At 59.4% G+C, this 13,879-nt stretch carries 13 protein-coding genes; 6 read left to right on the forward strand and 7 right to left on the reverse strand.

From position 1 onward, the window contains the following. Positions 1-54: 54 nt before the first annotated feature. Together KVG95_RS15000 and KVG95_RS15005 are read right to left on the reverse strand one after the other, a co-directional pair. On the reverse strand, positions 55-681 hold the full coding sequence (locus tag KVG95_RS15000; RefSeq protein WP_217856979.1) for a glutathione S-transferase family protein: 627 nt from the start codon (positions 679-681) through the stop codon (positions 55-57). 130 nt (positions 682-811) lie between these two features. Beyond that, positions 812-1,714, reverse strand: coding sequence for a LysR family transcriptional regulator (locus KVG95_RS15005; protein ID WP_217856980.1), 903 nt, complete (start codon positions 1,712-1,714; stop codon positions 812-814). Between the two features lie 159 nt (positions 1,715-1,873). Here KVG95_RS15005 and KVG95_RS15010 point away from each other — a divergent pair, with 159 nt between their 5' ends. From KVG95_RS15010 to KVG95_RS15035, 6 genes are read left to right on the forward strand one after another with little or no spacing between them, the layout of a single operon-like run. Continuing rightward, positions 1,874-2,497: a CDP-alcohol phosphatidyltransferase family protein gene (locus tag KVG95_RS15010; protein WP_123720110.1), complete on the forward strand. Its 624-nt coding sequence runs from the start codon at positions 1,874-1,876 to the stop codon at positions 2,495-2,497. Between the two features lie 39 nt (positions 2,498-2,536). Beyond that, entirely contained in the window at positions 2,537-4,294 is a 1,758-nt protein-coding gene (locus KVG95_RS15015; protein ID WP_217856981.1) for a bifunctional alpha/beta hydrolase/class I SAM-dependent methyltransferase, read from the forward strand. Next, on the forward strand, positions 4,291-5,601 hold the full coding sequence (locus KVG95_RS15020; protein ID WP_217856982.1) for a phosphatase PAP2/dual specificity phosphatase family protein: 1,311 nt from the start codon (positions 4,291-4,293) through the stop codon (positions 5,599-5,601). Before KVG95_RS15015 ends, KVG95_RS15020 begins: the two co-directional genes overlap by 4 nt. After that, positions 5,591-6,046, forward strand: a complete 456-nt coding sequence (locus tag KVG95_RS15025; RefSeq protein WP_217856983.1) for a hypothetical protein — start codon at positions 5,591-5,593, stop codon at positions 6,044-6,046. Before KVG95_RS15020 ends, KVG95_RS15025 begins: the two co-directional genes overlap by 11 nt. An 11-nt stretch (positions 6,047-6,057) precedes the next feature. Beyond that, positions 6,058-6,678 carry a lysophospholipid acyltransferase family protein gene (locus KVG95_RS15030; protein ID WP_217856984.1) on the forward strand — a complete coding sequence of 207 codons (621 nt, stop codon included), beginning with the start codon at positions 6,058-6,060 and terminating at the stop codon, positions 6,676-6,678. A gap of 1 nt (position 6,679) precedes the next feature. Then, the gene (locus KVG95_RS15035; protein WP_201061092.1) at positions 6,680-7,612 is read left to right on the forward strand and encodes a phosphatidate cytidylyltransferase; all 933 of its coding nucleotides are present in this window, start codon (positions 6,680-6,682) and stop codon (positions 7,610-7,612) included. An 80-nt stretch (positions 7,613-7,692) separates the two neighbouring features. Here the strand turns inward: KVG95_RS15035 and glmS are convergent, their stop codons facing one another. From glmS to atpD, 5 genes are all read right to left on the reverse strand, one after another. Beyond that, entirely contained in the window at positions 7,693-9,525 is a 1,833-nt protein-coding gene (glmS, locus tag KVG95_RS15040; protein WP_217856985.1) for a glutamine--fructose-6-phosphate transaminase (isomerizing), read from the reverse strand. 1 nt (position 9,526) lies between these two features. After that, the gene (locus KVG95_RS15045; RefSeq protein WP_217856986.1) at positions 9,527-10,303 is read right to left on the reverse strand and encodes a DeoR/GlpR family DNA-binding transcription regulator; all 777 of its coding nucleotides are present in this window, start codon (positions 10,301-10,303) and stop codon (positions 9,527-9,529) included. A gap of 219 nt (positions 10,304-10,522) precedes the next feature. Beyond that, complete coding sequence (glmU, locus tag KVG95_RS15050; RefSeq protein WP_217856987.1) at positions 10,523-11,890, reverse strand: bifunctional UDP-N-acetylglucosamine diphosphorylase/glucosamine-1-phosphate N-acetyltransferase GlmU; 1,368 nt, start codon at positions 11,888-11,890, stop codon at positions 10,523-10,525. A 118-nt stretch (positions 11,891-12,008) separates the two neighbouring features. Then, entirely contained in the window at positions 12,009-12,434 is a 426-nt protein-coding gene (locus KVG95_RS15055; protein ID WP_010465460.1) for a F0F1 ATP synthase subunit epsilon, read from the reverse strand. Positions 12,435-12,479: 45 nt separating this feature from the next. Next, the gene (gene atpD, locus KVG95_RS15060; RefSeq protein ID WP_038980433.1) at positions 12,480-13,859 is read right to left on the reverse strand and encodes a F0F1 ATP synthase subunit beta; all 1,380 of its coding nucleotides are present in this window, start codon (positions 13,857-13,859) and stop codon (positions 12,480-12,482) included. Positions 13,860-13,879: the final 20 nt, after the last annotated feature.

Raw genomic sequence — 13,879 nt, forward strand, 5'->3', positions numbered from 1 at the left:
TCCCCTGCGCTCCTCGCGCAATAAGAACGGCCCGACTGAATCGGGCCGTGAGCATCAGGCAGTTTTTTGCAAACCGGCGACGGTGCGCGGCATGCCGACAAATCCTGGCAAGGCTTCAATCCGCGCCAGCCAGGCACGGATGTTGGCGTAGTCGTCCAGCGACACATTGCCTTCGGGTGCATGGGCGATGTAGCTGTACGCGGCAATGTCGGCGATGGTCGGCTCGCTACCGACCAGATAGGGCGTTGCGCCCAATTCCTGATCAATCACTTTGAGCCAGGTGTGGGAGTAAGCGATCACCTCTTGCGCGTTGTAAGGCGCACCAAACACGGTAATTAGTCTTGCCCTGCCAGGGCCAAAGGCAATCGGCCCGGCGGCGACCGACAACCAACGCTGAACCTTGGCTGCCCCGACCGGATCGGTTGGCAGCCAGTGGCCGTTGCCGTATTTCAACGCCAGGTAGACCAGGATCGCGTTGGAGTCGGCCAGCACCACGCCTTGATCATCAATCACCGGAACCTGACCGAACGGGTTGAGCGCCAGAAAATCCGCTTGCTTGTGCGCGCCCTTGGCCAAATCGACGAAGATCAGCTCGGTCGGCAGTTGCAACAGCGACAGCATCAGCTCCACACGGTGAGCATGGCCAGAGCGGGGGAAATTGTAGAGTTTGATGGCTTGCATGGTCGACTCCGCTGGGTAGTGGCGCCATTCAGGAAAGATCAGCGCCGATAGGGGGCTATCTTCCATCCGCAACCAAAACAACAGAATAACCAGCAAACGCAATCAATTATTTCACCCAGTGCAATAACCCTCAGTCGTGCAGGGCTGGGTGTTCGCGCAGTACCTTCACCGCGAAGTCCACAAAACTACGGACCCGCACCGGGGCTTTGCGCCCACCCTGGTAGACCACATGAATGGGCAATGGCGGCAGTTCGAAGTCAGCCAGAACGATTTCCAGCTCACCGGCGGCGACTTTGCTCGCCACTTGATACGACAGCACTCGGGTCAGTCCCAGTCCCATGGCGGCGGCAGTAATAGCCGCCTGATTGGCGGTGACCACCAGACGCGGTTCCGGACGAACGCTGATCGGCTCTCCCCCGTCAAGGAACGGCCAGCTTCTGTGCTGACCGATGGACGAGGTGGCGATGATCGGGGCTGCGCTCAAATCTGCAGGATGCCTAGGCCGACCACGGTCAGTCAGGAAGCCAGGGGAAGCGCAGATCACCCGCCGCACTTCGCCCACACGAATTGCATGCTGATTGCTGTCCGGCAACTCACCGATGCGCACAGCCACATCGATGCCCTCCTCGACCATGCTCACCACCCGGTCGACCAGTAGAGCGTTGATGCTGACTTCAGGGAATTGAGTCAGGTAACCGACCATGACCGGCGTGACGAACAAATCGCCGAACAATACCGGCGCCGTGATCGTCAGTTGCCCACGAGGTTGGGCGTGGCTCCCGGCTGCCGAATCCTCGGCTTCCTGCACCTCGCTGAGAATTCTCCGACAGTCCTCCAGATAACGCTGACCCACCTCGCTCAAATGCACGCTGCGGGTGGTACGTGTCAGCAACTGAGTGCCAATGCGCCGTTCAAGCGCCGCCACTGCCCGGGTGACGCTAGCCGCCGACATCCCCAACCGCCGCGCCGCTGCCGAGAAGCCTTGCTCCTGGGCGACGGTGGCGAAGACCTGCATTTCCTGGAAGCGGTCCATGGGTTAACTCCTGAGCACTGAAAAACGCGAGGCCGACAGTTCCCGATTGGACCTGGATATCGCTGGAAGAGGATGAGCCGTGCAGTTTTACTGGCATTCTGATTATTGTGACGTATAACCCTGAACGTTCACGCTTTCAATTGCTGAGACCGTATCCAGATGCCCTCCATCTACCAACTTAAACCCGCCTTCCAGAATCTGTTGCGACCGCTGGTTCAGCGCCTGTTCGATAACGGCACCACCGCCAATCAAATCACCGTGCTGGCCGGCGTCATTTCGGTCGTGACGGGCGTCGGGATTGCCTGTTTCGCCAATCACCTGTGGGTATTTCTGCTGATTCCCGTGTGGATGATCCTGCGGATGGCGCTGAACGCTATCGACGGCATGCTGGCCCGGGAATTCGGCCAGCAATCGCGCCTCGGCGCCTACCTTAATGAACTGTGCGATATCGTTGCCGACAGCGCGCTGATCCTGCCTTTTGCCCTGATTCCCGACGTGAGTGTGTTGATTGTGCTGTTGGTCACGCTGCTGGCATTGTTCAGCGAGTACAGTGGCGTCCTCGGGCCGATGGTCGGCGCATCGCGGCGTTATGACGGCCCGATGGGCAAGAGCGATCGCGCGTTTGTACTCGGCGTCTTGGCCACCGGCATTGCCATCGGCTGGATCAGCGCGTTGTGGATTAACGTTGTGTTTGCGGTGGTCGCCGTCCTGCTGGCTTACACCTTGGTCAACCGGGTCCGTCTGGGCCTGAAAGAAGTGCAGGAAAACGCTCCCTCGGCATAAGGCCTCAGCGTAAGGCTCCCCAAGCATAAGGAAAGTGCAATGCGTGAAACTCAGAATCAGACCTTCACTACCCACGACGGCGTTGAATTGTTCTACCGCCATTGGCCGGCCACGGCGGGTAATCCGGGCGAACCGCGCAAGGCTGTACTGCTGTTTCATCGCGGCCATGAACACTCGGGGCGCATCGCCCATCTGGTGGATGAACTGGACCTGCCAGCGTTCGACTTCTTTGCCTGGGACGCGCGCGGCCATGGTCAGTCGCCGGGCGCTCGCGGCGACAGCCCGAGTTTCGCCACCAGCGTGCGTGACGTGCAGACGTTTTGCGATCATCTGAACGCGACCCACCAGATCGACGAAGAGAACATGGCCGTGATCGCCCAGAGTGTCGGCGCGGTGATTGCCTCGACCTGGGTCCACGACTATGCACCGCGTATCCGCTCGCTGGTGCTCGCGTCGCCCGCATTCAAGGTCAAGCTCTACGTACCTTTCGCCCGTCCGGGCCTGGCGCTGATGCGCACGTTTCGCGGCAACTTTTTCGTCAACAGCTACGTCAAGGCCAAGTTCCTCAGCCACGACCCGGAACGCGTCGCCTCCTACGACAGCGATCCGCTGATCACCAAGGCGATTTCGGTGAATGTGCTGCTCGGCTTGTATGAAGCCGCCGACCGTGTGGTGGCCAATGCGCAGGCGATTCAAGTGCCGACCCAGCTGCTGATTTCCGGCTCGGATTTTGTGGTCCACCGCAAACCCCAGGAACAGTTTTTCGAACGTCTGGGCAGCCTGAAAAAGGAAAAACACATTCTCCCGGGCTTCTTCCACGACACACTTGGGGAACGTGATCGCGCCGTGGCCGTAGCCAGCGCCAAACGCTTTATCCTGCAAAACTTTGAATACCCGCTGGACCGGGCCTCGTTGCTTGATGCCGACAAGATCGGCCTGACCTGCGCCGAATCCGAATCCCTCGCCGCCCCGCTGCCGCACAACTCGTTGCGCGACCTGTATTGGCGCATGACCCGCGCCAGCATGCGCCTGGGCAGCCGGCTGTCTGACGGGGTGAAGCTGGGCTTCGACACTGGTTTCGACTCCGGCAGCACCCTGGACTACGTGTACCGCAACCAGCCCACCGGCAAGGGCGGGCTCGGGCGGATGATTGATCAGAACTACCTGAACTCCATCGGCTGGCGCGGCATTCGCCAGCGCAAACTCAATGTCGAAGAGTTGCTGCGCCTGACCATGGCCAAGCTGCGCGAAGAAGGCCGACCGGTGCGCATCGTCGACATCGCCGCCGGTCACGGCCGCTATATTCTCGAAGCCTTGCAAGGCGTCAGCCCGCTACCGGAATCGATACTGTTGCGCGATTACAGCGACATCAATGTACGTGACGGTGGTGCGCTGATTCGCGATAAGGGCCTTGGAGACATCGCGCAGTTCGTGAAAGGCGACGCGTTCGACCGCGCCGACCTGGCGGCACTGGACCCAAAGCCGACGCTGGCGGTGGTATCCGGGTTGTATGAACTGTTTGCCGACAATGCACTGGTCGGCGGCTCTCTGGCGGGCCTGGCCGAGGCCGTGGAGCCCGGTGGCTATCTGGTCTACACCGGTCAGCCCTGGCACCCGCAACTGGAACTGATCGCCCGCGCCCTCACCAGTCACCGTCAAGGCCAGGCTTGGGTGATGCGTCGGCGCAGCCAGGCGGAAATGGATCAACTGGTGGAAGCAGCGGGTTTTCGTAAAATCACCCAGCGAGTGGATGAATGGGGGATCTTCACCGTGTCCCTCGCGCAACGGGTGCAATGATGGGGGCTGCCCCGAGAGAGCCGGGTTTGCTGAAACCCGCCGTGCTCTGGTTGCTGGTGCTGGCACCGCTGTTTTTTGCCAGCTACGGCTTTGCCACGTGGGTCACGGCCCAGCGCAGCGATGTCGACACCTTCGTTTTCGATTGGGAAACCGCCATGCCCTTCTGGGCCTGGACCATCGTCCCCTACTGGACGATTGATCTGCTGTACGGTTTTTCGCTGGTGCTGCCCGACAGTCGCCATGAACTCAAGCGCCACGCCTTGCGCCTGCTGAGTGCTCAAGTGATCTCAGTCAGTTGTTTCCTGTTATGGCCGCTGCGCTTCACCTTCGAACGGCCTGAACTGGACGGAGTGTTCGGCTGGCTGTTCGCGGTGCTGGCCGGGTTCGACAAGCCGTTCAATCAGGCACCGTCGCTGCACATCGCCCTGCTGGTGATTTTGTGGGTGATGTACCAACGGCACACGCAAGGCCTGTGGCGCTGGCTGGTGCACGGCTGGTTCGCATTGATCGGGATTTCGGTGCTGACCACTTATCAACATCACTTTATCGACTTACCCACAGGCGCCCTCGCCGGCTGGCTGTGCGTGTGGTTGTGGCCGCTGGACCGGCCCAGCCCCTTGAGTAGTCTGCGGTTGGCCAAGGACCCGAAACGCTGGCGCCTGGCCCTGCGTTATGGCATCGGTGCGGCGATATTCGCCATTCCAGCCTTTGGCCTGGGCGGCGGATGGCTGTGGCTGATCTGGCCCGCCGTGGCGTTGCTGTTGGTGGCGCTCAACTACACGCTGCTGGACGCCGCCGGTTTTCAGAAACGTGCCGACGGCCGCCTTAGCCCGGCCGCCCGTTGGTTATTTGCGCCTTACGTGGCAGCGGCGTGGATCAACTCACGGCTTTGGACTCGCAAGCATCCACAGCCCAATGAGGTTGTGGATAACGTTTGGCTCGGCAGGCTTCCCGACGCTGAGCAGTTGGCGCCGTTCAAAGCGGTGGTTGATCTATGCGCTGAGCTGCCGCTCAACCCGAGAGGCCGCGCCTATCAAAGCGTTCCGATACTCGACCTGACCGCGCCCAGCGCTGAGCAATGCCTCGCTGCCGCTCAGGCCATTGAACATCTGCGCCAGCAAGGTCCATTGCTGGTCTGCTGCGCTTTGGGCTATTCACGCAGCGCCACTGCTATCGCGGCCTGGTTGCTGCACAGCGGTCGAGCGACCACCGTCGATGCCGCCGTGGCGATGATCCAGGCCGCACGCCCGCAAGTGGTGCTGCATCCGGCCCATCGCCAAGCCCTGGAGAGTGCCTATGCCGGTTGATATGGAACTGCACGTGGTCGCCAGCCTGCTGCGCCGGGGCCGCACCCTCGATCAGTTATCCACAGGGCTGACCTTGCTGGGTGTGTTGTTCGGCCTGCTGCAACTGCTGCTGATCACCCCGACTGCGCCGTTCTTGATCCTCAGCGCCTGGCTGATCATCCTCGGGCTATGGCAAAAATACTGGGCGCTGCGGGTGGCCTTCGACGCTGACCTGTTTACCCTGATGGCCCGCGACGCTGACACTTTGTCAGACCGCACTCAAGCCCTCGATCAGGCCCTGCAAAACCTCGGCCTGCAACCGGCCAACCGTGCCGGCCGGCCCTGGATCGAACGTCAGCGTGGGGGGCTTAAACTGCTGCGTAAACAGGCTGTCCTGCTGGTCGCCCAAGTGCTGCCACCATTGGCTGTCATTCTGGCCAGCCCTTGGCTGCCCTTCGCTGGATAAGGAAATCGTTAATGTTCGAACCTGTGGTCGCCTTCCTCATCACCTCCATGGCCCGAACCGTTACTGGCGCCCGCAGCCTGTGGATGGGTTGCGCGCCGGAACCCGTGCAGCGCATTTATTTTGCCAACCACAGCAGCCACGGCGACTTCGTGCTGCTCTGGGCCTCGCTCCCTTCCACCCTGCGCAAACTTACGCGACCGGTGGCCGGCAGCGACTATTGGAACAAGAGCGCGTTACGCCGTTACATCATCAGCCGGGTGTTCAACGGCGTGCTGATCGACCGCGAGCGCAAGGACCCTGTGGATAACCCATTGCAGCCCATGCTCGACGCCCTGGAGAAGGGTGATTCATTAATCATCTTTCCCGAAGGCACGCGCAATCTGGAAGAGGGTTTGCTGCCGTTCAAAAGCGGCCTGTACCACTTGGCAAAAAGTTACCCACAGGTCCAGGTGATTCCGGTGTGGATCGCCAACCTCAACCGGGTCATGCCCAAGGGCCGAGTGCTGCCACTGCCGCTGTTGTGTACCACCAGTTTCGGCGCGCCCCTGCAACTGACTGAAGACGAGAGCAAGGAGCAGTTCCTTTCACGCAGCCGCGACGCACTGCTGGCCCTCGCCCCGGAGCATTCCTGACATGGATAGACAAACCCTGATGCTGTTCGGCGGGATCGGCATGATCCTGGTGCTGGCCTCACTGATTGGCCTGATCCTCAAACTGCGCACCCGGGGCACGCCCAATGCAGTCATCGAAAACCTCAACGCCCGCATCAATGCCTGGTGGGTAATGGTGGTGGTGATCGGCGTCGCCTTTTGGCTAGGCACCGGCGCGGTGATTCTGTTGTTCTACGCGGTATCGTTCTATGCGCTACGCGAATTCCTCACCCTCATGCCCACCCGACGCAGCGACTACCCGGCGCTGGTGGCAGCGTTTTACCTGGCATTGCCGCTGCAATATCTGCTGATCTATTCTGATTGGTACGGACTGTTCTCGATCTTTATTCCGGTGTACGTGTTTTTGCTGCTGCCGATCCTTGCGTCTCTCGGCGGCGACAGCACGCACTTCCTCGAGCGGGCGTCGAAAGTGCAATGGGGTTTGATGATCGCGGTGTTCTGCGTGTCGTTCGTGCCCGCCCTGCTGACCCTGGACATCGTCGGTTATGAAGGCCGCAACCTGCTGCTGATCGCGTATCTGGTGATCGTGGTGCAGCTGTCGGACGTGCTGCAGTACGTATGCGGCAAATTGTTCGGCAAACACAAAATCGCGCCCAGTCTGTCACCGTCGAAAACCGTTGAAGGCTTTGTCGGCGGCGTTTTGCTGTCCTCGCTGATTGGCGCGGCCTTGTGGTGGACCACCCCGTTCAGCCCGTGGCAGTCGTTCTTGATTGCGCTGCTGATCAACCTGCTGGGGTTTGCCGGCGGCATCGTGATGTCGGCAATCAAGCGTGATCGCGGCGTGAAGGATTGGGGGCACATGATCGAAGGCCACGGCGGGATGCTGGATCGACTGGATTCAGTGTGTTTTGCGGCACCGATCTTCTTTCATCTTGTGCGGTATTGGTGGACTTGAAATAGCTGGCCTTTTTCAAACAAAAAAAGACCGCAGCCAAAGCTGCGGTCTTTTCATTCATTTCATTGCTTGTGGATAACTTATTCCACAGTCACCGACTTCGCCAAGTTACGCGGCTGGTCAACGTCAGTGCCTTTCAGCACGGCGACGTAGTACGAGAGCAGCTGCAGCGGGATGGTGTAGAGGATCGGCGACAGGATGTCGTGGATGTGCGGCATCTGGACGACATGAGTGCCTTCGCCATTGGTCATGCCAGCCTGCTCGTCGGCGAAGACGATCAGCTCACCACCACGAGCGCGGACTTCCTGGAGGTTGGACTTCAGCTTCTCCAGCAACTCGTTGTTCGGCGCCACGGTGACCACCGGCATGTCGTTATCCACAAGCGCCAACGGGCCATGTTTCAGTTCGCCCGCCGGATAGGCTTCCGCGTGGATATAGGAGATTTCCTTGAGCTTGAGTGCTCCTTCCATTGCCACCGGGAATTGCGCGCCGCGACCGAGGAACAGCGTGTGGTTCTTCTCGGCGAACAGCTCGGCGATTTTCTCCACGGTGCTGTCCATGGCTAGGGCTTCGCCCAAACGGGTCGGCAGGCGACGCAGTTCTTCAACCAGTGTGGCTTCGACACCTTCAGCCAACGTACCGCGAACCTGACCCAGAGACAGGGTCAGCAACAGCAGGCCAACCAGTTGAGTGGTGAAGGCTTTGGTCGAGGCTACACCGATTTCGCGACCGGCCTGGGTCAGCAGCGTCAAGTCCGATTCACGTACCAGAGAGCTGATGCCGACGTTGCAGATCGCCAGGCTGGCGAGGAATCCCAGCTCCTTGGCATTGCGCAGCGCGGCCAGAGTGTCGGCGGTTTCACCTGACTGGGAGATGCTCACAAACAGGGTATTCGGCTGCACCACTACCTTGCGATAACGGAATTCGCTGGCGACTTCGACCTGACATGGGATGCCAGCCAGTTCTTCGAGCCAGTAACGGGCAACCATGCCGGCGTGATAGCTGGTGCCGCAGGCGACGATCTGTACATTGCGCACCTTGGCGAACAGCTCGGCAGCTCCTGGGCCGAACGCCTCGACCAGCACCTGGTTCTGGCTCAGGCGACCTTCAAGGGTGCGCTGCACCACGGCCGGTTGCTCGTGAATTTCCTTGAGCATGTAATGGCGGAATTCGCCCTTGTCAGCCGCTTCGGCCCCGTCACGGTACTGAACGCTTTCACGCTCGACGAGTGCGCCGTTGATGTCCCAGATCTGCACGCTGTCGCGGCGAATTTCGGCGATATCGCCTTCTTCCAGGTACATGAAGCGGTCAGTGACCTGGCGCAGAGCCAATTGATCGGAGGCCAGGAAGTTTTCACCCAGGCCCAAACCGATCACCAGTGGGCTGCCACTGCGGGCCGCCACCAGGCGATCCGGTTGCCGGGCACTGATCACCGCCAAGCCGTAAGCACCGTGCAGTTCTTTGACGGTCGCTTTCAGGGCCGCAGCCAGGTCAGGCTGCTCATTGAGTTTTTCGTGCAGCAAATGCGCGATGACTTCAGTGTCAGTGTCCGACGTGAACACGTGACCCAGAGCCTTGAGTTGCTCGCGCAGGGCTTCATGGTTCTCGATGATGCCGTTGTGCACCACCGCCAGATCGCCCGAAAAATGCGGGTGGGCGTTGCGTTCGCAGGGCGCGCCGTGAGTCGCCCAGCGGGTGTGGGCAATGCCCAGACGGCCGACCAGAGGCTCTTCGATCAGCGCCTGTTCCAGTTCGCTGACCTTGCCCGGACGACGCGTGCGCAAGAGTTTCTCGTCGTTGGTGTACACCGCCACACCGGCGCTGTCATAACCACGGTATTCCAGCCGCTTGAGGCCTTCGAGCAGGATGGCGGTAATGTTACGTTCTGCGACTGCACCGACAATTCCACACATGCTAGTTCTCCTGACTGACGGCGGCGCAAATCAAATTAATGCCGCGGGCCTGAATCTGATCGCGTGCCTCCAGTGGCAGGCGATCATCGGTGATGAGGGTATGGACGCTGCTCCACGGCAGCTCCAGATTGGGAATTTTGCGACCGATCTTGTCGGCCTCGACCATCACAATCACTTCGCGGGCAACCTCGGCCATGACACGGCTCAAGCCCAGCAATTCATTGAAGGTGGTGGTCCCGCGTACCAGATCAATGCCATCGGCACCGATAAATAGCTGATCAAAGTCATATGAGCGTAGTACTTGCTCGGCCACCTGACCCTGGAAGGACTCGGAATGCGGATCCCAGGTACCCCCGGTCATGAGCAGCACCGGCTCATGCTCGAGTTCGCTCAAAGCGTTGGCGACATACAGGGAGTTAGTCATCACCACCAGACCCGGTTGCTGACCGAGTTCCGGGATCATCGCGGCGGTGGTACTGCCGCTGTCGATGATGATTCGCGCATGCTCGCGGATTCGCGTGACGGCGGCGCGGGCAATGGCCTGCTTGTATTTGGAAACCGGTTGGCCGAGGTCGGCGACCAGCTCCTGAGGCATGGTGACCGCCCCCCCATAGCGACGCAGCAATAGGCCGTTGCTTTCAAGCGCCGCCAAGTCCTTGCGAATCGTAACTTCCGAGGTTTCGAAGCGCTTGGCCAGCTCATCCACACTGACTTCCCCCTGCTCATTGAGCAAGGCGAGGATGTTGTGGCGGCGTTGGGGCGTATTGCGCTTCGACATGGCTTGGTAAGTTTCGATTCGAAAGATAACGTAAGCAATCAAAACCTATTAACGAAACTTCGTCAAGCGGGACACAATAAAAATGATCTGTGGATAAAAAGCATCGCGGGCAAGCCTCGCTCCTACGGACGGTGATATTCCGTAGGAGCGAGAGGTGCGGCGATCCGACTTGCCCGCGAAAGCGATCTCATGAGCGCCACATCATGCGCTGTGGATAACTCAGCTCTTCTTGATCTTATCCGGCCGTTTCCAGCCATCGATGTTCTTCTGCCGAGCCCGACCCACAGCCAACTGAGCCTTATCCACATTCTGGGTAATGGTCGAACCGGCCGCTGTGGTCGCACCCGCTGAGATATCCACAGGCGCCACCAACGAGTTGTTGGAACCGATGAATACATCTTCGCCCAACACGGTTTTCCACTTGTTCGCGCCATCGTAGTTGCAGGTGATGGTGCCTGCGCCGATGTTGGTGCGCGCACCGATCTCGGCGTCGCCCAGATACGTCAGATGACCGGCCTTGGCGCCTTCGCCCAGATGAGCGTTCTTCAGTTCAACGAAGTTACCCACATGCGCGCGAGCTTCCAGCACCGTGCCGGGACGCAAACGAGCGAACGGGCCGGCATCGCTGCCTTCACCGAGTATTGCGCCTTCGATATGGCTGTTGGCTTTGATCACTACGCCTTTGCGCAGGGTGCTGTCCTTGATCACGCAGTTCGGACCGATCACCACGTCGTCCTCGATGACAACTTTGCCTTCAAGGATCACGTTGATGTCGATCAACACATCGCGACCAACGGTGACCTCACCCCGCACATCGAAACGCGCCGGGTCACGCAGGGTCACGCCTTGAGCCATCAAATGACGAGCCGTGCGCAACTGATAGTGACGCTCAAGCTCAGCCAGTTGTTTGCGATCGTTGGCGCCCTGCACTTCCATGGTGTCATGGGGGTGTTCGGTAGCCACCACCAGACCATCACTGACCGCCATGGCGATCACGTCGGTCAGGTAGTACTCGCCTTGGGAATTGTTATTGGAGAGACGACTCACCCAATCGCCCAGACGTTCGAAAGGTAGCGCCAGAATGCCGGTATTGCCCTCAGTGATCGCACGCTCGACGTCGTTGGTGTCTTTATGCTCGACGATGGCGGTAACTTTGCCGGCGGCATCGCGGACGATGCGGCCATAACCAGTCGGGTCATCCAGCTCAACGGTCAACAGGCCCAGTTGCTGCGGTGCAGCCAGCTTGAGCAAGCGTTGCAGGGTTTCGACTTCGATCAACGGTACGTCGCCGTACAGAATCAGCACGGTGTCGGACTTAATGAACGGCACAGCCTGGGCCACCGCATGTCCGGTACCCAGCTGTTGATCCTGCAGGACGAAATTCAGGTCATCGGCCGCCAGACGCTCGCGCACCGCTTCGGCACCATGGCCGATCACCACATGGATACGTTGCGGATCAAGTTGCCGCGCCGTGTGGATAACATGGCCAAGCATTGAATTACCGGCAACCGGGTGCAGAACTTTCGGCAAAGCCGAACGCATGCGCGTGCCTTGGCCGGCAGCGAGGATAACGATTTCAAGAGACATGACAGGCTACTAATCCTGGGAGGTCAGCGGCTGCGACCGGGTGATGAAAGTCAGAAAAGAAAAAAGGGTAGCCGAGGCTACCCTTTTTAATCAATCACACAATAAGTCGACGGCCGAATTAATGGCCGAACTTCTTGCGGATCTGCTGGACGGTGCGCAGCTGAGCTGCAGCCTCGGCCAGACGTGCGGCAGCAGAACCGTAATCGAATTCCGCGCCTCGCTCATGCAAGGCCTTCTCGGCAGCCTTAACGGCTTCCTGAGCGGAGGCTTCGTCCAGGTCGGCAGCACGTTGCACAGTGTCGGCAAGAACCTTGACCATGTTCGGCTGAACCTCGAGGAAACCGCCGGAGATGTAATACACCTCCTCTTCCCCGCCCTGCTTGATCAAGCGGATAGGACCCGGCTTGAGATTAGTGATCAGCGGCGCGTGACCCAAGGCGATACCAAGATCACCCAGTGCACCGTGCGCAACCACCATCTCGACCAGGCCGGAAAAGATTTCCCCTTCCGCGCTGACGATATCGCAATGGACTGTCATAGCCATCTGATTGCCTCAACCTAAATTAGCGCCCGTTGCCGGGCGCCGGGATTACAGTTTCTTGGCTTTCTCGATCGCTTCTTCGATGCCGCCGACCATGTAGAACGCTTGTTCTGGCAGGTGGTCGTAGTCACCGTTGAGGATGCCTTTGAAGCCAGCAATGGTGTCTTTCAGGGAAACGTATTTACCCGAAGCACCGGTGAAGACTTCAGCCACGAAGAACGGCTGCGACAAGAAACGCTGGATCTTACGAGCACGGTTTACCAACTGCTTGTCGGCTTCCGACAGCTCGTCCATACCCAGGATCGCAATGATGTCCTTCAGTTCTTTGTAACGCTGCAGAACATACTGTACGCCGCGAGCGGTGTCGTAGTGGTCCTGGCCGATTACGTTCGGGTCCAGCTGGCGCGAAGTCGAGTCGAGTGGATCGACCGCCGGGTAGATACCCAGGGAAGCGATGTCACGGGACAGAACGACGGTGGCGTCCAAGTGGGCGAAGGTGGTCGCTGGCGACGGGTCAGTCAAGTCATCCGCAGGTACGTATACCGCTTGGATCGAAGTGATCGAACCTTCCTTGGTCGAAGTGATACGTTCTTGCAGAACGCCCATCTCTTCAGCCAGGGTCGGCTGGTAACCTACTGCCGAAGGCATACGGCCCAGCAGTGCGGATACTTCAGTACCGGCCAGGGTGTAACGATAGATGTTGTCGACGAACAGCAGAACGTCGTTACCTTCGTCACGGAACTTCTCGGCCATGGTCAGACCGGTCAGTGCTACGCGCAGACGGTTACCCGGCGGCTCGTTCATCTGACCGTAAACCAGTGCCACTTTGTCCAGAACGTTGGAATCCTTCATCTCGTGGTAGAAGTCGTTACCCTCACGAGTACGCTCACCCACACCGGCGAACACGGAATAACCGCTGTGCTCGATGGCGATGTTACGGATCAGTTCCATCATGTTTACGGTTTTGCCTACACCGGCACCACCGAACAGACCGACTTTACCACCCTTGGCGAACGGGCAAACCAGGTCGATAACCTTGATGCCGGTTTCCAGCAGGTCGTTGCCGCCCGCTTGTTCAGCGAAGGATGGCGCAGGACGGTGAATGCCCCAGCGCTCTTCGGTGTCGATCGGGCCAGCTTCGTCAATCGGGTTACCCAGAACGTCCATGATCCGGCCCAAGGTCGCTTTACCGACTGGTACGGAGATGGCTGCGCCGGAGTCGATGACGTCCAGACCGCGCTTCAAGCCTTCGGTGGAACCCATCGCAATGGTACGAACCACGCCGTCGCCCAGCTGCTGCTGAACTTCCAGGGTGGTCCCGGCCGCGCTTTGAACTGTCAGCGCGTTGTAGATGCTCGGTACGCTGTCGCGTGGAAATTCCACGTCGATAACGGCGCCGATGATTTGAACGATACGTCCGCTACTCATAGCTGGATCCTCTGAATATT

The organism is Pseudomonas farris (assembly GCF_019145235.1).
GTDB classification, from domain to species: Bacteria; Pseudomonadota; Gammaproteobacteria; order Pseudomonadales; family Pseudomonadaceae; genus Aquipseudomonas; species Aquipseudomonas farris.

Excerpts from the sequence above, each read along its gene's own strand:
- KVG95_RS15000 (WP_217856979.1), bottom strand. The coding sequence starts at position 681 with ATGCAAGCCATCAAACTCTACAATTTCCCCCGCTCTGGCCATGCTCAC.
- KVG95_RS15005 (WP_217856980.1), bottom strand. The coding sequence starts at position 1,714 with ATGGACCGCTTCCAGGAAATGCAGGTCTTCGCCACCGTCGCCCAGGAG.
- KVG95_RS15010 (WP_123720110.1), top strand. The coding sequence starts at position 1,874 with ATGCCCTCCATCTACCAACTTAAACCCGCCTTCCAGAATCTGTTGCGA.
- KVG95_RS15015 (WP_217856981.1), top strand. The coding sequence starts at position 2,537 with ATGCGTGAAACTCAGAATCAGACCTTCACTACCCACGACGGCGTTGAA.
- KVG95_RS15020 (WP_217856982.1), top strand. The coding sequence starts at position 4,291 with ATGATGGGGGCTGCCCCGAGAGAGCCGGGTTTGCTGAAACCCGCCGTG.
- KVG95_RS15025 (WP_217856983.1), top strand. The coding sequence starts at position 5,591 with ATGCCGGTTGATATGGAACTGCACGTGGTCGCCAGCCTGCTGCGCCGG.
- KVG95_RS15030 (WP_217856984.1), top strand. The coding sequence starts at position 6,058 with ATGTTCGAACCTGTGGTCGCCTTCCTCATCACCTCCATGGCCCGAACC.
- KVG95_RS15035 (WP_201061092.1), top strand. The coding sequence starts at position 6,680 with ATGGATAGACAAACCCTGATGCTGTTCGGCGGGATCGGCATGATCCTG.
- glmS (WP_217856985.1), bottom strand. The coding sequence starts at position 9,525 with ATGTGTGGAATTGTCGGTGCAGTCGCAGAACGTAACATTACCGCCATC.
- KVG95_RS15045 (WP_217856986.1), bottom strand. The coding sequence starts at position 10,303 with ATGTCGAAGCGCAATACGCCCCAACGCCGCCACAACATCCTCGCCTTG.
- glmU (WP_217856987.1), bottom strand. The coding sequence starts at position 11,890 with ATGTCTCTTGAAATCGTTATCCTCGCTGCCGGCCAAGGCACGCGCATG.
- KVG95_RS15055 (WP_010465460.1), bottom strand. The coding sequence starts at position 12,434 with ATGGCTATGACAGTCCATTGCGATATCGTCAGCGCGGAAGGGGAAATC.
- atpD (WP_038980433.1), bottom strand. The coding sequence starts at position 13,859 with ATGAGTAGCGGACGTATCGTTCAAATCATCGGCGCCGTTATCGACGTG.